This is a genomic window from Pseudonocardia oceani (assembly GCF_019263585.2).
Taxonomy (GTDB): domain Bacteria; phylum Actinomycetota; class Actinomycetes; order Mycobacteriales; family Pseudonocardiaceae; genus Pseudonocardia; species Pseudonocardia oceani.
This window is the reverse complement of record NZ_JADQDF010000001.1, coordinates 4502707-4525558: the sequence shown is the minus strand read 5'-3', so window position 1 is coordinate 4525558 and position 22852 is coordinate 4502707. Positions and strand designations below refer to the sequence as shown.

The window sequence follows — 22852 nt, the reverse complement described above, 5'->3', positions numbered from 1 at the left end:
GAGCCACCGCAGGCGACCCGTCCGTCCCGTCCGGGCGGCCCGGCGTGACCGGGTACGGGGGCCGACAGCAGTGACTCCGGCAGATCGCACGATCCCGACCGTACCGGGCGCCCGGCCGGCGAGATCAGCCCGCGAAGACGCGGCCGCGCAGCAGGATCAGCGCGGGCTCGTCGAGCACCGACAGGTCGGCCCGCGGGTCGCTGCGGTAGACGACGAGGTCGGCGGGGGCACCGGGGTGCGGCGCGGGGCGGCCGAGCCAGTGGCGGGCGTTCCAGCTGGCGGCGCCGAGCGGGTCGGTGTGGCCCGCCGCGGCGAGCGCGCGGACCTCGTCGGCGATCCGGCCGTGGGCGATGCCGCCGCCCGCGTCGGTGCCCGCGAACACGGCCACCCCGGCCTCGACGGCCCGGCGCACGACGCCGCCCGCCCCGGCGTGCAGCGCCCGCATGTGGGCGGCGTACGCCGGGTACTTCGACGCCGAGTCGGCGATCCCCGGGAACGTCTCGACGTTGATCAGCGTCGGGACCAGCGCGGTGCCGCGCTCGGCCATCTGCGCGATGAGGTCGTCGGTGAGGCCGGTGCCGTGCTCGATGCAGTCGATGCCGGCGCCGATCAGGCCGGGCAGTGCGTCGGTGCCGAACACGTGCGCGGTGACCCGGGCGCCGGCCGCGTGGGCGGCGTCGATCGCGGCGCGGAGCACGTCGTCGGGCCAGAGCGGGGCGAGGTCGCCGACGCCGCGGTCGATCCAGTCCCCGACGAGCTTGACCCAGCCGTCGCCCGCCGCGGCCTGCTCGGCCACGAGATCGGGCAGCAGCGCGGGGTCGTCGGCGTCGATCGCCAGGCCCGGGATGTAGCGCTTGGGCCGCGCGAGGTGGCGCCCGGCGCGGATGATCTCCGGGAGGTCGTCGCGGGCCTGCAGCGCGGAGGTGTCGACGGGCGAGCCGCAGTCGCGGATCAGCAGCGTGCCGGCGTCGCGGTCGACGCGGGCCTGCGCGTCGGCCTCCTCCAGGTCCACCGGGCCGCCCGGGCCCAGGCCCACGTGGCAGTGGGCGTCGACCAGGCCGGGCACGATCCAGCCGCCGTCGACCAGCGTCTCGGCGCCCGCGACCGGCTCTTCGACGAACCGCCCGTCGGCACCGACGAACAGCTCGACGGTCTCCTCCCCCGGCAGCAGCACACCCCGCAGGCGGTACACGCTCAGCGCCCCTTCGGGAACCGGAGCTTGCTCGGGTCGAACCCCGGGGGCAGCTGGTCCAGCCCCGGCGGCAGCTGCTGCAGCGTCGGCGGCAGGCCCGACAGGTCGGGCATCCCGCCTCCCGCGCGCGACGGCGTCGGCCGGCCCTTGCCCTTCTTGTTCTTGCGCTTGCTCGCCAGCTTCTTCGTGGCGCTGCGCTGGCCGCCGCCGAAGCCGAACTGCCCGGCCATCTGCTTCATCATCTTGCGGGCGTCGAAGAAGCGGTTGACCAGGTCGTTGACGTCGCCGACGGAGACGCCGGAGCCGTTGGCGATGCGCAGCCGCCGCGACCCGTTGATGATCTTCGGGTCGGCGCGCTCGGCCGGCGTCATGCCGCGGATGATGGCCTGCAGCTTGTCGAGGTGACGGTCGTCGACCTGGGCCAGCGCGTCCTTCATCTGCCCGGTGTTGGCGCCGGGCAGCATTCCCAGGATGTTGCCGATCGGGCCCATCTTGCGGATGGCCATCATCTGCTCGAGGAAGTCCTCGAGCGACAGCTCGCCGCTGGCGATCTTGGCGGCGGCCTTCTCCGACTGCTCCTGGTCGAAGGCCCCCTCGGCCTGCTCGATGAGGGTGAGCAGGTCGCCCATCCCGAGGATGCGGCTGGCCATCCGGTCGGGGTGGAAGACGTCGAAGTTCTCGAGCTTCTCGCCGTCGGAGGCGAACAGGATCGGCTGGCCGGTGACCTCGCGGACGCTCAGCGCGGCACCACCGCGGGCGTCGCCGTCGAGCTTGGTGAGCACCACGCCGGTGAAGCCGACGCCGTCGCGGAACGCCTCGGCGGTGGCCACGGCGTCCTGGCCGATCATGGCGTCGACGACGAACAGCGTCTCGTCGGGCCGCACCGCGTCGCGGATGTCGGCGGCCTGGCGCATCAGCTCCTCGTCGACGCCGAGGCGGCCCGCGGTGTCGACGACGACGACGTCGTACATCTTCTCCCGCGCGTGCGCGACGCCGCGGCGGGCGACGTCGACGGGATCGCCCACCCCGTTGCCGGGCTCGGGCGCGAAGGTCGTGGCCCCGGCGCGCTCGCCGACGATCTGGAGCTGGGTGACGGCGTTGGGGCGCTGGAGGTCGCACGCGACCAGCAGCGGCGTGTGGCCCTGGCTCTTGAGCCAGAACGCGAGCTTGCCCGCCAGCGTCGTCTTGCCGGAGCCCTGGAGGCCGGCGAGCATGATCACCGTCGGCGGTTCCTTGGAGAACCGCAGCCGCCGGGTCTCGCCGCCGAGGACGGAGACGAGCTCCTCGTTGACGATCTTGACGACCTGCTGGGCGGGGTTCAGCGCGCCCGAGACCTCGGCGCCCTTGGCCCGCTCCTTGGTGCGCGCGACGAAGCCGCGCACCACGGGCAGCGCGACGTCGGCCTCCAGCAGCGCGATGCGGATCTCGCGCGCGGTGGCGTCGATGTCGGCCTCGGAGAGACGGCCCTTGCCACGGAGGTTCGCCAGCGTGCCGGAGAGGCGCTCGGAGAGGGTGTCGAACACCCGCACGAGACTACTTGTGCCGGGGCGGGACCTGCGGGCTCGGGGGCACTCAGACCGCGTCGGGCCCGCGTTCGCCGGTGCGCACGCGCACGACCTGCTCGACGCGCGTGGTCCACACCTTGCCGTCGCCGATCTTCCCGGTGCGGGCCGCCGCGACGACCGCGTCGAGCACCCGCTCGACCACCTCGTCGTCGACCACGACCTCCACACGGACCTTCGGCACGAAGTCGACGTTGTACTCCGCGCCCCGGTAGACCTCGGTGTGGCCCTTCTGGCGGCCGTGCCCCTGCACCTCCGACACGGTCATGCCGAGCACGCCGAGGCGCTCCAGGGCGTTCTTCACGTCGCCCAGCGCGAAGGGCTTGATGATGGCGGTCACCAGGATCATCCGGTGGTCTCCTCCGTGCGGGCCGCTCCCAGGGAGCGGCCGGTGGTGGTCAGCGGCGTGTAGTCGTAGGCGGTCTCGGCGTGCTCGGCCTCGTCGATGCCCTCGGCCTCGATCTCGGCGTCGACGCGGAACCCGATCGTCGCGCGGATCAGCCACGCCAGCAGGAACGACACCCCGAACGCGAACGCGGCGGTGGCGAGCACGGCCACGACCTGCTTCCCGAGCTGCGCGGGGCCGCCGCCGTAGAGCAGGCCGTCGGCGCCGGCGTCGTTGACCGCGTTCGTGGCGACGAACCCGAGCATCAGCATGCCCAGCAGGCCGCCGACGCCGTGGATCGCGACGACGTCGAGCGAGTCGTCGTAGCCCAGGCGGTACTTGAGCCGGATCGCGAGCTGGCAGACGACGCCGGCGAGCAGGCCGATGGCCAGCGCGCCGAACGTGTCGACGTACCCGCAGGCCGGGGTGATGCCGACGAGCCCCGCGACGGCCGCCGAGGCCGCCCCGAGGCTGGTCGGGCGCCCGTCGAGGCGGTGCTCCAGTGCGAGCCAGGACAGGACCGCGGCGGCCGAGGCCGTCATCGTCGTGACGAAGGCGTTGCCCGCCACCGCGCCCGCGGCCAGCGCCGACCCGGCGTTGAAGCCGAACCAGCCGAACCACAGCAGGCCCGCGCCGAGCAGCACGGCGGGCAGGTTGTGCGGGCGCATCGGCTGCTGCGGCCAGCCGCGGCGCCGGCCCAGCACGAGAGCCAGGGCGAGCGCCGAGGCGCCGGAGTTGATCTCGACGGCGGTGCCGCCCGCGAAGTCCAGCGCGCCCAGGGTGTTGGCCATCCAGCCGCCGCTCTCCCCGACGAACCCGTCGAAGGCGAAGATCCAGTGCGCCAGCGGGACGTAGACCAGCACCGTCCACAGCGCGATGAACAGAGCGAACGGCCAGAACCGGGCGCGGTCGGCGACGGCGCCCGACAGCAGCGCCGCGGTGATGACGGCGAACATCAGCTGGAACATGGCGAACACCTGCAGCGGGATGCCGGCGTCGCCGCCGACGACCGTGGTGGTGTCACGCAGGCCGGCGAGGTCGAGGTTGCCGATCAGGCCGCCCGTCGAGTCGCCGAAGGCGAGGGAGAACCCGCCCAGCACCCAGACCAGGCCCACCACGCCGAGGCAGACGACACTCATCATCATCATGTTGAGCACGCTCTTGGCGCGGACCATGCCGCCGTAGAAGAACGCGAGCCCCGGCGTCATCAGCATGACCAGGGCCGCACACCCCAGGACGTACGCGGTGTTCCCGACCTGCACGCCCGACAACACCTGCACACCCGACGACGCCGTCACGGCGGTGATCGTCAGTGCCGTCTGTTACGCCTGCGTTTCCGGGTCGTGTCGTCGGAGTTGCCTCCGCAGTTCACCCGGCCGGTCACCCGGTTCTCCTCATCCTGCTGCGTTCACCCCGCTGCGGCCAGCACCGCTTCCTCGATGCGGCGGCGGTCGGCCGTCCGGATCGCGCCGTCGCCGTCGGGCCCGGCGAGGCAGAACGAGTCGACGACCGACGAGCCCAGCGTCGAGACACGCGCCCAGCGGAGCTCGGCGTCGCAGCCCTCCAGCGCGGCGGCGACGCGGTGCAGCAGCCCGATGCGGTCGGTGCCGCGCAGTTCCAGCACGACCGCGCCGGTGGCCTCGTCGTCGAACCACAGCACCCTCGGTGGGGCGGCGGGCTCGGTCGACGCGGCCGGGGCGTAGTCGCGCTCCTTGCGCGCCAGCGCGTCGGCGAGGGTGAGGGTGCCGTCGAGGACCCGGCCCAGCGCCGTGCGCAGCACCGCCGGGTCGGGAAGCCCGCCGAAGCGCGGCGACACGGTGAAGGTGAACACCGCGACCTCGCCGGTGGTCGCGAGCTCCGCGGCGTGCACCTCCAGCGAGTGCAGCGCCAGCACCCCCGCGGCGGCGGCCAGCGAGCCGCGCGCGTCGGGCACCGCGACCAGGACCGTGGCCGGGGTGTCCTCGTCGACGAACCGCACCTGCGGCCGCTGGTCGGCGAGCACGGCCGCGGCGATCCCGTCGTCGGTGCCCTCGGGCGGCACCGGCAGCGGCTCCCCCGCCATGAGCGCCCGGCTGCGCCGCGACAGGTCGCCGATCAGCGCCTTCTTCCACGGGCTCCACACGCCGGGGCCGGTGGCGAGCGAGTCGGCCTCGGCCAGTGCGGTGAGCAGGTCGAGCAGCAGGCCGCCGGCGCCGGGGGCGCCGTCGCGCACCGCCTCGTCGAGGGTCTCGACGACCCGCGTCACGGTGGCCGGGTCCTCCAGGTCGCGGCGGGTCGCGGTGTGCGGCAGCAGCAGGTGGTGGCGGACCATCGCGCCGAGCACGGTCACGTCGGACTCGGTGAACCCGAGCCGGCGCCCGACCTGCACGGCGAGGGACTCCCCCACCACCGAGTGGTCGCCGCCGCGGCCCTTGCCGATGTCGTGCAGCAGCGTGCCGACCAGCAGCAGGTCCGGCCGCGCCACGCGGGTGGTCAGCCGGGCGACCTGCGCGGTGGCCTCCACGAGGTGCCGGTCGACGGTCCAGACGTGCGCGCGGTCGCGCGGGGGCAGGTCGCGCACCGCGCCCCACTCGGGGAACAGCCGCCCCCACAGGCCGGTGCGGTCGAGCGCCTCGACGACGTCGACGAGCGGGCGCCCGGTGCCCAGCAGCGACAGCAACTCGCCCAGCGCGTCGCGGGGCCACGGTTCGCGCAGCTCGGGAGCGGTGTCGGCGAGCCGGTGCAGCGTGCCCGCGGCGACCGGGAGGCCGGTGCGGGCGGCGGTGGCGGCCACGCGCAGCACGAGCGCGGGGTCGCGCGGCGCGGCGGCGTCGCGGGCCAGCGCGACCTCCCCCGCGTGCTCGACGACCCCGGAGTCGAGCGGGCGCCGGACCGGGCTGCGGCGCAGCGCGGCGAGCCCGCGCCGGGGCAGCGCACCCTTCGCCGAGCGCAGGCTGGTCTCCGCGCTGAACGCCACCGCCCGCGCCGCGCCGGACAGCGCGCGGGCGAGCTCGAAGCGGTCGCCGATCTCCAGGACGGCGGCGACCTCGTCGGCGTCCTGGGCGCGCAGGACGTCGCGGGCGCGCCCGGCGAGGCGGTGCAGCTCGGTGCGGACGTCGAGCAGCAGCCGCTGGGCCTCCAGGACGTCGCCGCCGGGGCGGTCGACGAGCTGGGCGGCGGCGAGGGCGTCGACGAGCTGGATGTCGCGCAGCCCGCCGTGGCCGTTCTTCAGGTCGGGTTCCACGCGGTGGGCGACGTCGCCGATCTTGCGCCAGCGGCCCTGCGCGGCCTCGACGATCTCGTCGAAGCGGCTGCGGATGCCCGCGCGCCAGGCCTGGCGGACCGCGGTCTGCACGGTGCCGGTGAGCGCCGGGTCGCCGGCGATGTGGCGGATCTCGAGCAGCCCGAAGGCCGCCCGCAGGTCGGTGGCCGCCACCTGGACGGCCTGGCCGGGCGTGCGCACGGAGTGGTCGAGGCCGATGCCGGCGTCCCACAGCGGGTACCAGAGCTGGTCGGCGAGCCGGTCGACGTCCTTGCGGCCGTCGTGCAGCAGCACGAGGTCGAGGTCGGACCACGGCGCGAGCTCGCGGCGGCCCAGCGCGCCGACCGCGACGAGCGCGGCCCGCTCGGTGAGACCGATGGAGGCCGCCCGTGAGGACAGCCAGAAGTCGTGGAGGTCGACGAGCGCGGTGCGCAGCGCCTCCGGTGACAGCCGCCGCTTGCCCTCGCCCACCTGGAGCAGCACGGCTTTGGCCCGCACCAGGTCCTGCGCGTCCCCCGCGGACGACGACACGGCGATCGCGTCGCTCACAGCGCGTCGGCGCCCCGCTCGCCGGTGCGGACCCGGACCACGGTCTCCAGCGGCGTGACCCACACCTTGCCGTCGCCGATCTTGCCGGTGCGCGCGGCGGCCAGCACGGCGTCGATCACCTTCTCCACGACGCCGTCGTCGACGACGACCTCGACGCGGACCTTCGGCACGAAGTCGACCTGGTAGTCGGCGCCGCGGTAGACCTCGGTGTGGCCGCGCTGCCGGCCGTAGCCCGACACCTCGCTCACGGTCATGCCGGCGACGTCGAGCACCTCCAGGCCGGAGCGCACGTCGTCCAGGGCGAACGGCTTGACGATCGCGGTCACGAGCATCATCTCGGGGTTCTCCGATCGGTGACGAACCGGACAAAGGGGAGGAAGGCGCCGGGCCCGCCGCACCAGGAGGTGCGGCGGGCCCGGGACGAGCGGTCGAGCTCAGATCGCGTCGGTGCCGCGCTCGCCGGTGCGGACCCGGATCACGCTCTCGACGGGGGTCACCCAGACCTTCCCGTCACCGATCTTGCCGGTGCGGGCGGCCTCGACCACCGCGTCCACGACCTTCTCCGCGAGGGTGTCGTCGGCGACGACCTCCACCCGGACCTTCGGCACGAAGTCGACGGAGTACTCCGCACCGCGGTAGACCTCGGTGTGGCCCTTCTGCCGCCCGTAGCCCTGCACCTCGCTGACGGTCATGCCCAGGACGCCGATCTGCTCCAGCGCTCCCTTGACGTCCTCGAGGACGAACGGCTTGACGATCGCCGTGACCAGCTTCATCGCTCAGACCTCCTGACCGGCGGTGGCCGGCTCGTGGTCGCGTGCCGACTGGGTCGACGCCCCGGCCGCGGGGCGCATGTTGCCGCCGCCGCGCAGCGTGGAGAAGTCGTAGCCCGACTCCGCGTGCTCGGTCTCGTCGATGCCGGTGGCCTCGTCCTCGTCGGAGACGCGCAGCCCGATCGTGAACTTGAGGGCGTAGGCGATGACCGCGGTGACGATGCCCGAGTAGGCCAGCACCGCGAAGGCACCGACGGCCTGGCGCCAGAGCTGGTCGGCGCCGCCGCCGTAGAACAGGCCGTCGACGCCGGCCGGGGAGTCGGCGGTGGCGAGGAAGCCGATGAGCAGCGTGCCGACGAGACCGCCGACGAGGTGGACGCCGACGACGTCGAGCGAGTCGTCGAAGCCGAAGCGGAACTTCAGGCCGACGGCCAGGGCGCACAGGACGCTGGCGATCGCACCGACCGCGATGGCCCCCAGCGGCGACACCGAGGAACAGGCCGGGGTGATCGCGACGAGGCCCGCGACGACACCGGAGGCGGCACCGAGGCTCGTCGGGTGGCCGTCACGGAAGCGCTCCACGAGCAGCCAGGCGATCATGGCCGCGGCGGTGGCGACGATGGTGTTGAGGAACGCGAAACCGGCGATGGCGCCCGAGCCGACGGCGGAGCCGGCGTTGAAGCCGAACCAGCCGAACCACAGGAGGGCGGCACCGAGCATGACCAGCGTCAGGTTGTGCGGGCGCATGGGCTCGCGCGGCCAGCCGCGGCGCTTGCCGAGGACGATCGCGAGGACCAGCGCGGCGATACCGGCGTTGATGTGGACGGCCGTGCCGCCCGCGAAGTCGATCGCGGCGAGGTCGTTGGCGATCCAGCCGCCCGCGCCCGCGGTGACGTCGTCGAAGTTGAAGACCCAGTGCGCGACCGGGAAGTAGACGACCGACACCCAGATGCCGGCGAACACCAGCCAGGAGCCGAACTTCATGCGGTCGGCGACCGCACCCGAGATCAGGGCCACGGTGATGATCGCGAAGGTGGCCTGGAAGCCGACGAACACCAGCGAGGGGATCGTGCCGACGAGCGGGACGGCCACATCGGTACCGGCCTCCGCGTCGGCGAGGTACGTGCCGGCCGTCAGGCCCTGCAGCCCGGCGAACTGCGCCGGGTCACCGACGACGCCGGCGTCGCCGACGCTCGTGCCGAACGTCATCGAGTAGCCGTACAGCACCCACAGGACGCCGACCAGGCCCATCGAGGCGAAGCTCATCATCATCATGTTCAGCACGCTCTTGCTGCGCACCATGCCGCCGTAGAACAGCGCGAGTCCCGGTGTCATGAGCAACACCAGGGCCGTCGCCGTCATCATCCAGGCGGTATCGCCGGTATCGGGCACTCCAGGCACGTCGACTCCTTCCCGTCTGCGCCGCGCTCCGTCCGGAATGGACGGATTCCGCGGCTGGTGCGGGAACTATCGGATCGCCGTGTTTCCGTCGTCCTCCACCGGTGTTTCGCCGACGTGAACGAGGCCCCCTCGCGAGTTACATCCGCATGACGCGTCAGCTCAACAGTGCGTCGACGTAGGCGGCGGGCTCGAACGGCGCCAGGTCGTCGGGGCCCTCGCCGAGCCCCACGAGCTTCACCGGCACCCCCAGCTCGCGCTGGACGCGGAACACGATGCCGCCCTTCGCGGTGCCGTCGAGCTTGGTCAGGACGATGCCGGTGACCTTGACGACGTCGCCGAACACCCGCGCCTGCGTCAGCCCGTTCTGGCCGGTCGTGGCGTCGAGGACGAGGAGCACCTCGTCGACCTCGGCCTGGCGCGACACGACCCGCTTCACCTTGTCGAGCTCGTCCATCAGGCCGGTCTTGGTGTGCAGCCGGCCCGCGGTGTCGAGCAGGACCACGTCGGCGCCCTCGCCGGTGCCGCGCTTGACGGCGTCGAAGGCGACGCTCGCCGGGTCGGCGCCCTCGGCGCCGCGCACGACGGTGGCCCCGGCCCGCTCGCCCCAGGTGACGAGCTGCTCGGCGGCGGCGGCGCGGAAGGTGTCGGCCGCGCCGAGCACCACCCGGTGCCCGCCCGCAACGAGCACCCGCGCCAGCTTGCCGGTGGTCGTCGTCTTCCCGGTGCCGTTGACACCGACGACGAGCAGCACCGCGGGCCGCCCGTCGTGGGGCAGCGCGCGGACCGAGCGGTCCAGCTCGGGGCGCAGTGCCTCGGTGAGGACGTCCTTGAGCAGCTGGCGCGCCTGCTCCGCGGTGCGGACGCCACGGGCCGCCAGCTCGGTGCGGAGCCGGTCGATCAGCTCGGCCGTGGTCTCGGGGCCGAGGTCGGCCTGCAGGAGGGTGGCCTCGACGTCCTCCCACGACTCCTCGTCCAGCTCCCCCGCGCCGAGCAGGCCCAGCAGTCCCTGGCCGAAGCCGGAGCGGGAGCGGGCGAGGCGTCCACGGAGGCGCTCGAGGCGGCCGCCGGGTGGGGCGATCTCCTCGGTGGGGGTGGGTGGGGTGGTCGTCGTCGGTGGTGCTGTTGGAGGCACCGTCGGGGGCGCTGTGGTCGGGGCCGGAGTCGGGGCTGTGGTCGGGGTCGGGGTCGGCGGGGCGGTGTCGGCCGGGGGTGCCGGGGTGGTCGGGGATGCCGGGGCGGCCGGGGCCGGGGGCTGAGAGGTCGGGGCCGAGCCGTTGGTGGACGGGGCGGGGGGCGCCGTCGTGGGGCGCTCCGTCGTCGGCTTGGCCATCGGGGCGGGCCCGGTCGGCGGTTCGCCGGTCGGCGGGGTCGTCGGGGCCGGCTCGGTCGGCGGGACCGGCTCGGTCGGCGGGACCGGTTCGGTCGGCGGGACCGGCTCGGTCGGCGGGACCGGCTCGGTCGGCGGGACCGGCTCGGTCGGCGGGGCCGTGGGAGCCGACGAGGTGCCCAGCGGCGGCATCGGGGTGGGGGCCGGGGTGGGCGTCGGCCGGGTGGCGTCGACGGGACGCTCGACGTCTGGCGTGGCCGGTGCGTCGGGGGCGGCGGTGTCGGCCGCGGCCGTGTCCGGTACCGCCGTCGCGGGGCCTGCGGTGTCCGGGCCTGCGGTGTCCGGGCCTGCGGTGTCCGGGCCGGACGGCGGGCGGGCGTCGGGCAGGGTCGTGTCGCCGTGCAGCGGCCGGGTGGGCGCGGCCTCGGGAGCCGGCGCGGCCTCAGGGGCGGACGCGGCCTCGGGCGGTGCCGTCGGCAGGGGCTCTGGGGTGGGCGGGGGCGTCACCGGCGGTGCGGACGGAGTGGCGGCACCGGCGCCGGGGGCGAACGAGAAGCCGCCGCCGGCCTGGTAGGTGCCGCCGCGCGGCTTGGGCTTGGCGGCCTCGTCGGCGCGCTCCAGCTCCTCGGCCCGGCGCAGGCTGATGCGTCGGCGGTTGCGGAGCACCAGCCCCACGACGATGGCGATGAGCACGACCGCAGCCACGACCGCGACGACGATCCACAGGGTCTCCGGGGTCACCCGACCAGCCTGTCATGCCCCGGCCCACCTCACCGGTCCCGGCACCCCACCCCACCGTGATCGTCGCGACCGCACCACCACAGCCCCTGCGACGACCCCCACGTCACACTCCCGACGCTCACCCGCCGGTGATCACCGGAACCGCACCGCCACGGTCCCCCCGACGACCCCCACGTCACGCTCCCGGCGCTCACCGGCCCGGCCCGCGCCCGCCCCGCGCGCCCCGCTCGGCCCCCGCTCGCCGTCCCGCGCCCTCCCGCTGCCCTCCGCGCGCGGCCCCGCCCGTTGCAGGAAGGCCACCTTCAGCCACGAAGCGTCCACAAGGTCGCCTTGCTGCAACTCGAGCCGCGCCACCCCGAGCCGGCGCCACCCCGAGCCGCGCCACCCCGAGCCGCCCGGCCCGACCCCCGCCCGGACTTCACCCCCGCCGGCCCACCCCGCCGACGAGGTCGTGAGTGGCGACCGTGCCCCTGGGCACGGTCGCCACTCACGGGGTCTAGCTCGCCGGCCTCAACCGCTGGCTGATCACCGTGGTGATCCCGTCTCCCCGCATCGCCACGCCGTACAGCGCGTCGGCGACCTCCATCGTCGGCTTCTGGTGCGTGATCACGATGAGCTGGCTGGTGGCGCGCAGCTCCTCCATCAGGCTGATCAGGCGCCGGAGGTTGACGTCGTCGAGGGCTGCCTCGATCTCGTCGAGGATGTAGAACGGCGACGGGCGGGCCCGGAAGATCGCGACGAGCAGGGCCATCGCCGTCAGCGACCGCTCCCCGCCCGACAACAGCGACAGCCGCTTGACCTTCTTGCCCGGCGGCCGCGCCTCGACCTCGACGCCGGTGGTCAGCATGTCCTCGGGGTCGGTGAGCACGAGCCGGCCCTCGCCCCCGGGGAACAGCGTCTCGAACACCACCGTGAACTCGCGCGCCACGTCCTCGTAGGCCTGCGCGAACACCTCGAGGATCTTGTCGTCGACCTCGCGGACGACGGTGAGCAGGTCACGGCGGGTGTTCTTGAGGTCCTCGAGCTGCGTCGACAGGAACCGGTAGCGCTCCTCCAGCGCAGCGAACTCCTCCAGCGCGAGCGGGTTGACCCGCCCCAGCAGCGCGAGGTCCTTCTCCGCGCGCGCCGCGCGGCGCTCCTGCGTTGCGCGGTCGTAGGGCATGGCGGGCGGTGCGGTGACGTCCTCGCCCCGCTCGCGCGCCGCCTCGTACTCCGCGGCCTCGGCGAGCGAGGCGGGCACCGGGGCGTCCGGCCCGTACTCGGCGACGAGGTCCTCGACGCCCAGGCCGTGGTCGGCCAGCACCTTCTCCGTGACCTGCTCCAGGCGAAGGCGCGACTGCGCGCGCAGCACCTCGTCGCGGTGCACGGCGTCGGTGAGCTTCTCCATCAGCCCGGTGAGGCGCTGCGCGGTCAGCCGGACCTCGCCCAGCTCGCGCTCGCGGGCGTCGCGGGCGGCGGCGGCGTCGTCGCGCTCGGTGGCGGCGACGGCCAGGGACTGCGCGATCCGCGCGCACGCGACCTCCCCCGCCTCGACGACGAGCGCGGCCACGGCGGCTCCGCGCTCCCGCGCCTCCCGGGCGGCGGCGGCGCGCTCGCGGGCCATCCGCTCCGACGACGCCTGCCGCCGCAGCGACTCCGCCCGCCCCGAGATCGCCCGCGCCCGCTCCTCGGCGGTGCGCAGCGCGAGCCGGGCGTCGACCTCCGACGACCGGGCCGTCTCGACCGCGTCGGCGGCGGCGTCGCGCACCTCGGTGTCGGGCTCGTCGTCGACCGGCTCGTCCTCGGCGACGGCGAGCTGCTGCTCGGCGGCCTCCAGCGCGAGCAGCGCGTCGGACCGCCGCGACTCGACGGCGTCGCGCCGCTCCCTCAGCCGCTGCGCCTCGGCCGCGGCCGAGCGGACGGCCTGCTCCATGCGCCCGAGCTGCGCCGACGCCGCCGCCCGGCGTTGCTCGGCGGCGTTCTGGGCCCGCCGCGCCGCCTCGACCTCGGCCTGGCGCGCCGCCTCCTCCGACCGCGCGCCCTCCAGCGCGGGGCGCAGGCGCGTCAGCTCCTCCTCGACGCCGTCACGGGCCTGCGCGGCCTCGGTGACGGCGGCCTGCACGTCGAGCGCGCTGGTCGCGGTGCCCGATCCCCCGGACGCCCGCGCGGCGCCGAGCACGTCGCCCTCGGCGGTGACGGCGGTGAGTGCGGGGTCGGCGGCGACCAGGGCCGCGGCGTCGTCGAGGGAGTCGACGGCGACGACCCCGGAGAGCAGCCGGCGCACCGCGGAGGCGACGGGGCCGTCGGCCGCGACCCCCTCGGCGACCCAGCGCGCCGTTGCAGGAAAGCCACTTTCCTGCAACGTGGTTGCGTGAACGTGGCTTTCCTGCAAGTCCGGGGACCCCACCACCAGCGCCGCCCGTCCCGCATCCCGGGCCCGCAGCAGCCGCAGCGCCCCCACCGCCGCCCCCGCGTCCACCACCGCCACCGCGTCGGCCAGCTCCCCCAGCACCGCCGCCACAGCCGTCCGCGCCCACGGCTGCACCGTCAGCAGCCCGGGAACCGCGCCCAGCACGCCGTCCTCCCCCAGCAGCGACGCCGAGCCGTCCTTGCGCGCCAGCCCCACCGACAGCGCATCGACCCGCGCCCCCCAGTGCGCCCGCTGCTTCTCCGCCTCCCGCTCCTGCGCCACGAGGTCGGCCACCCGCGCGCGGGCCGCCTCGAGCCCCTCGACCGCGGTGGCCCAGCGCTCCTCCAGCTCGGCGGGCACGTCCCCGGAGTCGACGGCGTCGCCCGCCGCCTCCAGCTCCGCGCGCGCCGCGGTCGCGCGGTCCTCGGCCTCCGCGAGCGCGTCGGACAGGCGCTCGATCTCGTCGGCCGTGGCGGCGGCCGTGCTGCGCATCGCCTCCGCGCGCCCGGCGAGGGTGGCCAGGCCGGCGCGGCGGTCGGCCAGCGCGCGGACGGCGGCGAGGTGGGCGCGCTCGGCCGCGGCGAGGGTGCGCTCGTGCGCGGTCCGCTCCTCGAGCAGCTCGGCCAGTGTCGCGCGGGCCGACACCACGGCCCCGACCAGCTCGTCCTCCTGCTCGGCGACGGCCTCGGCCTCGGCCTCGAGCTGGTCGGGGTCGCGCCCGGGCGTGCGCTCCTCGGCCGAGCCCGCGAGGTGGCGGCCGCGCTCCTGGGCGAGGCGTACGGTGCCCGCGAGCCGCTCGGCCAGGGCCGAGAGCCGGTACCAGGTGTCCTGCGCGGCGGCCAGGCGCGGCGCGTCGGCGGCCAGCGCCGTCTCCAGCCGCTCCTGCTCGACGCGCGCCACGGACAGCTGCTCCTCGACCTCCGCCCGCCGCGCCCGCGCCGCCGACTCGTCGGCCTCCTCGCGGGCCAGGGAGTCGCGCAGGGTCACGAGGTCGTCGGCGGCCAGGCGCAGCCGGGAGTCGCGCAGGTCGGCCTGCACGCTCTGGGCGCGACGCGCGATCTCGGCCTGGCGCCCGAGCGGCTTGAGCTGGCGGCGCAGCTCGGCGGTGAGGTCGGTCAGGCGGGTGAGGTTGGCCTGCATCGCGTCGAGCTTGCGGAGCGCCTTCTCCTTGCGCTTGCGGTGCTTGAGGACGCCCGCGGCCTCCTCGATGTAGGCGCGGCGGTCCTCGGGCTTGCTCTGCAGCACCGAGTCGAGCTGCCCCTGCCCGACGATGACGTGCATCTCCCGGCCGATGCCGGAGTCGCTCAGCAGCTCCTGGATGTCGAGCAGCCGGCACGACGAGCCGTTGATCTCGTACTCGCCCGCGCCGTCACGGAACATCCGGCGCGTGATCGACACCTCGGAGTACTCGATCGGCAGCGCCCCGTCGGAGTTGTCGATCGTCAGCGTCACCTCGGCGCGGCCCAGCGGCGCCCGCCCGGACGTGCCGGCGAAGATGACGTCCTCCATCTTCCCGCCGCGCAGCGCCTTCGCGCCCTGCTCGCCGAGCACCCAGCTGATCGCGTCGACGACGTTGGACTTGCCCGACCCGTTCGGCCCCACGACGCACGTGATGCCGGGTTCGAGGCGCAGCGTCGTGGCCGAGGCGAAGGACTTGAAGCCCTTCAGCGTCAGGCTCTTGAGGTGCACGGCTCTCCTGCGTCGGGCGGGCCCCGCAGAGTAGCGATCGGCGCGGTCCCGCTAGGCGCGCGCCCCTGCCCGCGCACCCACGGCGACCACGCCCAGCAGCACCACCGCGAGCGCCGCGACGCCGAGGCCGAGCGCGCCGAAGCCCGCCACGGCGACCACGACGCCCGCCAGCACTCCCCCGGCCGCCCCGGCGACGTTCATCGTGATGTCCGACAGCCCCTGGACCCGGGCGCGGTCGGCGAGCGGCACCGCGTCGGTGAGCAGCGCCGAGCCGGCCACCAGCGCCGCCGACCAGCCCAGCCCGAGCGCGACGAGGCCGACGGCGAGCATCGCGGGATCGGTCGGCGCCGCCGGGGCGGCCACCAGCCCCGCCGCGACGAGCAGCACCGCGCCGACCACGAGCACCGGGCGCCGGCCCCACCGGTCGGCGAGCACGCCGAACAGCGGGCTGAGGACGTACATCCCCGCGACATGCAGGCTGATCACGAGCCCGACGACCGACACGGTCGCGCCGCCGTGGTGCATGTGCACCGGCGTGAGCGACATCAGCCCGACCATCAGCAGGTGCGAGACGGCGATCGCCCCGATGGCCAGCAGCGCGGTCGGGTGCTCGCGCGCCGCGCTCCACGCGCTGCGGGCGGGGGCCGCGGGCACGGTGGTCGGGACGGCCGCCTCCCGCTCGCGGGCGAGCACCAGCGGGTCGGGCCGCAGACCCGCCGAGACGACGGCCGCGGCCGCGCCGAAGGTCACCGCGGCGAGCAGGAACGGGCCGCTCTGCGCGACGAGGCCGAGCGCGCGGGCCAGCTCCTGCATCGGACCGGCGAGGTTGGGCCCGGCGACCGCGCCGACCGTCACCGCCCACACCACCAGCGCCAGCGACCGGGCGCGGGACCCGGGCTCGGCGAGGTCGGTGGCCGCGAACCGCGCCGCGAGACCGGCGGCCGACGCCGCTCCGAACGGCACCAGCGCGACCAGCAGCAGCGGCCAGCTCCCGATCGACAGCGCCCCCACCGCCCCGGCGGCGCCCACGGCACCGCCCCCGTAGCCGAGCACCAGCGCGGGCCGGCGCCCCGACCGCGCGGCGAGCCGCGAGACCGGCAGCGCCGCCAGTGCCGTGCCGACGACCATCGCGGTGAGCGCCGCCCCGCCGATCACGTCGGAGCCGGACAGCTCGGCCGCCGTCAGGCTCGCGAGCGCGATGCCCGTGGACACCCCGACCCCGCCCAGCACCTGCGCCACCACCAGCACCCCGACGACCCGTCGCTGCAGGTCGGCGGTCGGTGCCGGCGTCGTCACCGCAACATCGTCAGTCACCGGGCCATCGTCACCGCCGGGGGCCCGCCGCGCCAGGGGCCGTTCAGGCCTCGACGAACCCGTCGAACCCGCCCCGCGGGTCGCCCCACTGCTCGACGACCTCGTCGACGCGCCCCGGCGTCCGGTCACCCCGCAGGAGCAGGAGCAGCCGTTCGCAGGAGCGCCGCTCACCCTCCGCGATCACGGCGACACGCCCGTCGCGCAGGTTCCGGGCCTCGCCGACGAGCTGCAGCTCCCGCGCCCGGCAGCGGGTCCACCACCGGAACCCGACCCCTTGGACGTGGCCGTGGACCCATGCGGTGAGCCGGACGGAGGAACGCTCGGTGGTACTCACAAGGCTGCTACGTTACCCGGCGTGATCAGCCTCGGGCGCCGCGCGGCACCCCTGCTCGCCGGGCTCGCCGCCGGCGCGGTCGCCGTCGGCACGGTCGCCGTCGTCGCCCCGGCCGCCGCGCTGCCCGACGCCGTGAACACCGCGCTGGGGACGCCGCTGGCCGCCACCGCGCCGCCGAGCACCCCGGCCCCGACGACGGCACCGACGACGGCACCCGCCCGCCGGGCCGTCGTCCCGTTCCCGGTCGCGCCGGCCCCCGCCCTGACGACGACGGGCGCGCCCACCACCACACCGGAGCCGACGCCCACCGCGGAGCCGACGCCGGAGCCCGCCCCGGAGCCCGAGCCCGCCGCGCCCCGCCGCAGCTCCGGCGGCCCGTCCGCGCAGGTCGTCGACCTCACCAACGCCGAGCGCGCCGAGGCCGGCTGCGGCCCGCTCGCCACCGACACCCGGCTCGCGGCCGCCGCGCAGGGCCACGCCGAGGACATGTCCGCGCAGGGCTACTTCGACCACGTCAGCCGCGACGGCCGCCGCTTCGACGACCGGATCGGCACGCAGGGACACCCCTCCCCGGGCGGGGAGAACATCGCACGCGGCCAGGAGACGGCGGCCGAGGTCGTGCAGGGCTGGATGAACTCGCCGGGCCACCGCCGCAACATCCTCGACTGCGACTTCGCCGGCATCGGCGTCGGCTTCGACGACGAGGGCAACTACTGGGTGCAGAACTTCGGGTTCTGACACCCGGGTTCCGGGCAGCGATGTCCGGGCGGCCGGCGGAGCCCCCGCACCACCGGCCGCCCGACGCGGACGTCACCCGGTGGGCGGCGCCTGGACGGTGGGCGCCGGGGGCGCCGTGGTGGGGGCGGGCGGCACGGGGGCGAGGGTCGCCAGGGGCGCCGGAGCGGGGGTGGGGGTCGCCGACGGCACCGCCACCACCAGCGGGCCGGGCGGCACGAGCCGGCAGGAGCCGGTGCGGTCGTCGTAGCGCGGGACGCCCCGCGGGTAGGGCTGCACCGCGCCGGAGCGGGTCCCGTCCTCGACGGCGCACTCCCCGTACCCGCCCACGTCGAGCGGCCGGCCGTCCTGGTCGAAGAGGTAGACGCCGGTCAGCGGGGTGCCCGACGCGTCGACGGGCCGGATGTCCTCGATCGGGCGCTCCCCGTCCTGCCACAGGCCGGGCAGGTACGACGACGTCGCCGACGAGCCCTGGTCGGACGGCGCTCCAGGGCTCAGCACGAGCCAGCCGAGCACCACGGCCGCGGCGAGGGCGTTGAGCGGGACGACCGACCAGAGCCAGCGGCGGTCGCGGCGGGCGCGGAACCCGAGCCACACCGAGAACGGCGCGAGCACGAGCCCGGTCAGCACCACCTGCAGCGCGCCGGCGGCACCGAGGACCAGGCCGACCAGCGCCGCCGCGGCGAGCGCCCGCAGCAGCCACCACGCGGGCTGCAGGCTCGCGAGGAAGCCGAGCAGGCGGCCTCCCGAGGAGTCGGGGGCCGTGCGGGACGCCAGCGCCGCGCGGACCGCGGGCAGCGCCGCGACCGCCTCCACGCGCGGCCCGGCCCGGAACACCACCGGGGCCGCGGCCAGACCGAGCAGCAGGGCGAGGAGCAGGACCAGCGCCGCGGCCTCCGGCTCGAACGCCACGAGTCCGGCGAGCAGCACCAGCGCCGTCGACCCGACCAGCGCGACGAGGGCGAACCGCGCACCGCCCGTGCCCGCCGGGGCGGTGTCGACGGCGACGGGCGCGGCCGGGTAGCCCGCGGCGGTCCGCAGCTCGGCGGCGTAGGCCTGCGGCGGGCCCAGCCGCGCGACGAGGTCGTCGTCCGGGTCGAGCTCGGCCAGGTGCGCGCCGACGTCGTCGAGGATCTCGCCCACCTCGCCGTCGGGCAGGTCGGCCAGCGCGGCCCGCAGACCCGCGAGGTACTCCTGCTGCGCTGCGCCGTGCACGTCGGCGGTCATCGGTCCACCAGCCCTTCCATGGTCTTCGCGAACGTGTGCCAGGTCGCGGTCGACTCGGCCAGCCGCTCGCGGCCCAGCGCGTTGAGGCTGTAGTACTTGCGGTGCGGGCCCTCCTCGCTGGGCACGACGTAGGACGTCAGCAGCCCGGCGTTGTAGAGGCGGCGCAGGGTGCCGTAGACCGACGCGTCGCCGACGTCCTCCAGCCCGGCGGAGCGCAGGCCCCGCAGGACCTCGTAGCCGTAGCCGTCGGCCCGGTCGAGCACCGCGAGCACCGCCAGGTCGAGCACCCCTCGGAGCAGCTGCGTCGGATCCACGCGGCGGACACTACTACGCGACGCGCAGTACTGTCACACGCGCACCACCACCGGCGCGTCGCGGCCCGTCGGCGAGCACCGCGGACACCCCGCCCGGATACGCTGGCGGCGCGCTCCCGGCAGCGGGAGATTCGGCCCGCACGACCAGGAGTCCGCATGTCCGTCGTCGACAACGCGATCTACGTCGACGGGAAGCGCGCCGTCGTGCCCTCCTCGCTCGACCACACCTTCGAGGAGCTCAAGGCCTGTCCCGCCGGACCACGGACCTTCGGCTGGATCGGGCTGCTGCGGCCCAGCGAGCAGGAGATCCACGCCGTCGCCGAGGAGTTCGGCCTGCACGCCCTCGCCGTCGAGGACACCGTCACCGCCCACCAGCGCCCCAAGCTCGAGCGCTACGGCGACCTGCTGTTCGTCGTGCTGCGCCCGGCCCGCTACGTCGACCACGACGAGGTCGTCGACATCGGCGAGGTGCACCTGTTCGTCGGGCAGGACTACGTCATCACCGTGCGGCACGCGGAGGAGCCCGACCTCGGCGAGGTGCGCAAGCGCCTCGAGGCCGACCCCGCACTGCTCGACACCGGCCCCTACGCGGTGCTCTACGCCGTGCTGGACAAGGTCGTCGACGACTACGCGCCGGTGCTGGACGGCCTGCAGGACGACATCGACGAGATCGAGGTGCAGGTCTTCGGCGGCGACCCGGGGGTCTCCCGGCGCATCTACACCCTCACCCGCGAGGTGATCGAGTTCCAGCGCGCGGTGGAGCCCCTGGAGACGCTGTTCGCGGGCCTGCGCGAGCGCCTCAAGGAGACCGCGTCCGAGAGCGACCTCGAGCTGCGCCGGGCCCTGCGCGACGTCGCCGACCACGCCACGCGCGTCCTGGAGCGCATCGAGGGCTTCCGCGCGCTGCTCACCAACATCCTCACCGTGAACGCCGCGCTGGTCGGACAGCGGCAGAACGAGGAGATGGCCCGGATGACGCAGGCGGGCTACGACCAGAACGAGCAGGTCAAGCGCATCTCCTCGTGGGCGGCCATCCTCTTCGCGCCCACGCTCGTCGCCTCGATCTACGGCATGAACTTCGACGTCATGCCCGAGCTGCACTGGACGCTGGGCTACCCGTTCGCCGTGCTGCTGATGATCCTGCTGGGCCTCGGGCTCTACACGAGCTTCAAGCGCCGCGGATGGCTGTAGCACCGCTGCGGGGGCGGGGCTGGCAGCGGGGGCAGCTGAACGAGCTGCGGTTCATGAACGACTCGCGGCGGATCGGCGTGCCGCAGCGCCGGCAGGGGCGGTCGGCCTGCCCGTAGGCGTCGAGCGAGCGGTCGAAGTAGCCCGAGGCGCCGTTGACGTTGACGTAGAGCGCGTCGAACGACGTGCCGCCCGCGGCCAGCGCGGCGTCCATCACCTCGGCGGCCGCGGCGAGCACCGTCCGCCCCTGGGCGCGCGTCAGCTTCTCGGTGGGGCGCTCGCCGTGCAGCCGCGCCCGCCACAGCGCCTCGTCGGCGTAGATGTTGCCGATGCCCGACACCACGGTCTGGTCGAGCAGCGCGCGCTTGAGCCCGGTGCGGCGTCGCCGGATGCCCGCGACGGCGGCGTCGAGGTCGAAGGCGGGGTCCATCGGGTCGCGGGCGATGTGCGCGACGGGCTCGGGCAGCCGGTCGGGGCCGACGACGGGGTGCAGCGACAGCCCGCCGAACGTCCGCTGGTCGACGAACCGCAGCTCGGGGCCGTCGTCGTCGAAGCGCAGGCGGATGCGCAGGTGCTTCTCGTCGGGGCGGCCCTCGTCGGCGACGAGCATCTGGCCGCTCATGCCCAGGTGCGCCAGGAGGGCGTCGTCGCCCCGCTCCCCCGCGCCGTCGTCGCCGTCCAGGTCGAGCCACAGGTACTTGCCCCGGCGCCGGGCCGCGGTGATCGTGCGGCCGGCGAGGCGGGCGGCGAAGTCGGGGCCGCCGGCGAGGTGGCGGCGCACCGCGCGCGGGTGGGCGACGTCGACCGAGGAGATCGTGCGATGGAGGACGTGGTCGGCCAGGCCGCGCCGGACGACCTCGACCTCGGGGAGCTCGGGCACAGGGCTTCTCGAGCCGGCTCAGGAGGCGGCGGAGCCGGTGGCGGCCTCGGCCGTCAGCGTGCGCCAGGCCAGCTCGGCGGCCTTCTGCTCGGCCTCCTTCTTGGTGCGCCCGTCACCGGAGCCGAGGTCGCGCCCGTTGACGACCGCCGTGGCCGTGAAGACCTTGAGGTGGTCGGGGCCGTCCTCGGTGATGCGGTACTCGGGCACGCCCAGGTCGGCGGCCGCGGTGAACTCCTGCAGGCTCGTCTTCCAGTCGAGGCCGGCACCGAGCAGGGGCGCGCCGACCAGCAGGGAGTCGAACAGCCGGTGCACCGCCTCGCGGGCGGTCTCCAGGCCGTGCTCCAGGTAGATCGCGCCGATCAGGGCCTCGGTGGCGTCGGCGAGGATGCTCGACTTCGTGCGCCCGCCCGTCATCTCCTCGCCGCGCCCCAGGTAGAGGTAAGCGCCGAGCCCCTCGGGACCCATGGTCTCCGCGACGCCCGCGAGCGCGTGCATGTTGACGACGCTCGCGCGCAGCTTCGCGAGCTGTCCCTCCGGGAGGTCGGGGTGCTCGAGGTAGAGCCGCTCGGTGACGACGATGCTCAGCACGGAGTCGCCCAGGAACTCCAGGCGCTCGTTGGTGGGCAGGCCGCCGTTCTCGTAGGCGTAGCTGCGGTGGGTCAGCGCGAGGACCAGCAGCTCCTCACCGATCTCCACACCCAGGGCGTGCAGCAGGGGCCCGCGGTCGTCTGCGGGCCCCTGCTGACCGTGTCCTGGCACGAGTATCCGGGGATCAGGCCGGGCTGACGACCTGGCGGCCGTCGTACTGCCCGCAGGTCGGGCACGCCACGTGCGGGGGCTTGACGGCCCGGCAGGCGCGGTTCGAGCACGCGGTCAGCGTGGGAGCAGTGGCCTTCCACTGCGACCGACGCGAGCGCGTGTTCGACCGCGACATCCGGCGCTTCGGAACGGCCACGATGAATCTCCTAGCAGTGCTCGATTTCCGACTGGGGGTGTTCAGTCGGCAGGCAGGCGCTCACGCAGAGCGGCCCAACGAGGGTCAAGTGTCTCATGCCCGTGGTCGGGCGCGAGGTCGGCCCACTTCTCGCCGCACTCGACGCACAGTCCGGGGCAGTCGGGACGGCACAGCGGCGACAGTGGCAGCTCCAGGACCAGTGCGTCCCGGACGATCTGCTCCACGTCGACCTGCTCGTCGCCGACGCGCGGGAGCTCGTCGGCGTCGGTGGTCTCGTCGGTGACGCTGTCGGGGAAGGCGAACAGCTCGGCCAGGTCGACGGTGATCCCGTCGGTCAGCGGGTCGAGGCAGCGCGCACACTCCCCCTCCAGGGCGGCGTGCGCGGTGCCGGAGACGTAGATGCCCTCGCTGACCGACTCCAGCCGGACCTCGAGCTCGACCGGGCTGCCCGCGGGCACCCAGATCGTCTCCAGGCCCAGCCGCTCGGGCTCGGCCGGGGCGGGGATCGTGCGGGTGGAGGACTTCATGGCGCCCGGTCGGCGCCCGAGCTCCCGGGTGCCGAAGACCCAGGGGCTCACGGGGCCGCGGGACGCGGGACGGTGTGCGCTCACCCTTCCCAGGGTAGGCCCCCCGGCGCAGTGGTCGCGCCCGCCGCCCGC

General features: G+C 75.2%; 20 protein-coding genes. 2 read left to right on the top strand and 18 right to left on the bottom strand.

Annotated elements, in window-relative coordinates; all coding sequences use genetic code 11:
* Positions 1–124: 124 nt before the first annotated feature.
* From I4I82_RS22645 to I4I82_RS22590, 12 genes are all read right to left on the bottom strand, one after another.
* Positions 125–1198, bottom strand: coding sequence for an amidohydrolase family protein (locus I4I82_RS22645; protein WP_218592814.1), 1074 nt, complete (start codon positions 1196–1198; stop codon positions 125–127).
* The gene (ffh, locus tag I4I82_RS22640) at positions 1195–2715 is read right to left on the bottom strand and encodes a signal recognition particle protein (protein WP_218592810.1); all 1521 of its coding nucleotides are present in this window, start codon (positions 2713–2715) and stop codon (positions 1195–1197) included. Before ffh ends, I4I82_RS22645 begins: the two co-directional genes overlap by 4 nt.
* A gap of 49 nt (positions 2716–2764) precedes the next feature.
* Positions 2765–3103 carry a P-II family nitrogen regulator gene (locus I4I82_RS22635; protein WP_218592809.1) on the bottom strand — a complete coding sequence of 113 codons (339 nt, stop codon included), beginning with the start codon at positions 3101–3103 and terminating at the stop codon, positions 2765–2767.
* The gene (locus I4I82_RS22630; protein ID WP_267461580.1) at positions 3100–4437 is read right to left on the bottom strand and encodes an ammonium transporter; all 1338 of its coding nucleotides are present in this window, start codon (positions 4435–4437) and stop codon (positions 3100–3102) included. Before I4I82_RS22630 ends, I4I82_RS22635 begins: the two co-directional genes overlap by 4 nt.
* A 110-nt stretch (positions 4438–4547) precedes the next feature.
* Positions 4548–6929 carry a [protein-PII] uridylyltransferase gene (locus I4I82_RS22625; protein WP_218592808.1) on the bottom strand — a complete coding sequence of 794 codons (2382 nt, stop codon included), beginning with the start codon at positions 6927–6929 and terminating at the stop codon, positions 4548–4550.
* Positions 6926–7264, bottom strand: a complete 339-nt coding sequence (locus tag I4I82_RS22620) for a P-II family nitrogen regulator (RefSeq protein ID WP_218592807.1) — start codon at positions 7262–7264, stop codon at positions 6926–6928. The genes I4I82_RS22625 and I4I82_RS22620 overlap by 4 nt, the downstream gene beginning before the upstream one ends.
* Positions 7265–7363: 99 nt before the next feature.
* Entirely contained in the window at positions 7364–7702 is a 339-nt protein-coding gene (locus tag I4I82_RS22615) for a P-II family nitrogen regulator (RefSeq protein ID WP_172167405.1), read from the bottom strand.
* 3 nt (positions 7703–7705) lie between these two features.
* The gene (locus I4I82_RS22610; protein ID WP_218592812.1) at positions 7706–9064 is read right to left on the bottom strand and encodes an ammonium transporter; all 1359 of its coding nucleotides are present in this window, start codon (positions 9062–9064) and stop codon (positions 7706–7708) included.
* Positions 9065–9254: 190 nt separating this feature from the next.
* Complete coding sequence (gene ftsY / locus I4I82_RS22605) at positions 9255–10619, bottom strand: signal recognition particle-docking protein FtsY (protein ID WP_218596520.1); 1365 nt, start codon at positions 10617–10619, stop codon at positions 9255–9257.
* Between the two features lie 1045 nt (positions 10620–11664).
* A complete protein-coding gene (gene smc / locus I4I82_RS22600; RefSeq protein WP_218595999.1) occupies positions 11665–15246 on the bottom strand; it encodes a chromosome segregation protein SMC in 3582 nt (1193 codons plus the stop codon).
* 51 nt (positions 15247–15297) lie between these two features.
* Positions 15298–16560 carry an MFS transporter gene (locus tag I4I82_RS22595; protein ID WP_226370198.1) on the bottom strand — a complete coding sequence of 421 codons (1263 nt, stop codon included), beginning with the start codon at positions 16558–16560 and terminating at the stop codon, positions 15298–15300.
* A 43-nt stretch (positions 16561–16603) separates the two neighbouring features.
* Entirely contained in the window at positions 16604–16894 is a 291-nt protein-coding gene (locus I4I82_RS22590; protein ID WP_218595998.1) for an acylphosphatase, read from the bottom strand.
* 21 nt (positions 16895–16915) lie between these two features.
* Between I4I82_RS22590 and I4I82_RS22585 the strand changes: the two genes are divergently transcribed.
* Entirely contained in the window at positions 16916–17632 is a 717-nt protein-coding gene (locus I4I82_RS22585) for a CAP domain-containing protein (RefSeq protein WP_218595997.1), read from the top strand.
* A 72-nt stretch (positions 17633–17704) separates the two neighbouring features.
* On the opposite strand, the gene I4I82_RS22580 is transcribed toward I4I82_RS22585, so the two are convergent.
* Both I4I82_RS22580 and I4I82_RS22575 read right to left on the bottom strand, forming a co-directional pair.
* Positions 17705–18856: an HAAS signaling domain-containing protein gene (locus I4I82_RS22580; protein ID WP_218595996.1), complete on the bottom strand. Its 1152-nt coding sequence runs from the start codon at positions 18854–18856 to the stop codon at positions 17705–17707.
* Entirely contained in the window at positions 18853–19170 is a 318-nt protein-coding gene (locus tag I4I82_RS22575) for a PadR family transcriptional regulator (protein ID WP_218594170.1), read from the bottom strand. The genes I4I82_RS22580 and I4I82_RS22575 overlap by 4 nt, the downstream gene beginning before the upstream one ends.
* A gap of 156 nt (positions 19171–19326) precedes the next feature.
* Here I4I82_RS22575 and I4I82_RS22570 point away from each other — a divergent pair, with 156 nt between their 5' ends.
* The gene (locus tag I4I82_RS22570) at positions 19327–20361 is read left to right on the top strand and encodes a magnesium and cobalt transport protein CorA (protein ID WP_218594171.1); all 1035 of its coding nucleotides are present in this window, start codon (positions 19327–19329) and stop codon (positions 20359–20361) included.
* On the opposite strand, the gene mutM is transcribed toward I4I82_RS22570, so the two are convergent.
* From mutM to I4I82_RS22550, 4 genes are read right to left on the bottom strand one after another with little or no spacing between them, the layout of a single operon-like run.
* Positions 20339–21238, bottom strand: coding sequence for a bifunctional DNA-formamidopyrimidine glycosylase/DNA-(apurinic or apyrimidinic site) lyase (gene mutM, locus I4I82_RS22565; protein WP_218594172.1), 900 nt, complete (start codon positions 21236–21238; stop codon positions 20339–20341). The genes I4I82_RS22570 and mutM overlap by 23 nt on opposite strands.
* A gap of 18 nt (positions 21239–21256) precedes the next feature.
* Entirely contained in the window at positions 21257–21997 is a 741-nt protein-coding gene (gene rnc, locus I4I82_RS22560) for a ribonuclease III (RefSeq protein WP_218594173.1), read from the bottom strand.
* A 13-nt stretch (positions 21998–22010) separates the two neighbouring features.
* Positions 22011–22193 carry a 50S ribosomal protein L32 gene (rpmF, locus tag I4I82_RS22555; protein ID WP_218594174.1) on the bottom strand — a complete coding sequence of 61 codons (183 nt, stop codon included), beginning with the start codon at positions 22191–22193 and terminating at the stop codon, positions 22011–22013.
* A 41-nt stretch (positions 22194–22234) separates the two neighbouring features.
* Positions 22235–22804: a YceD family protein gene (locus tag I4I82_RS22550; RefSeq protein WP_218594175.1), complete on the bottom strand. Its 570-nt coding sequence runs from the start codon at positions 22802–22804 to the stop codon at positions 22235–22237.
* Positions 22805–22852 lie beyond the last annotated feature (48 nt).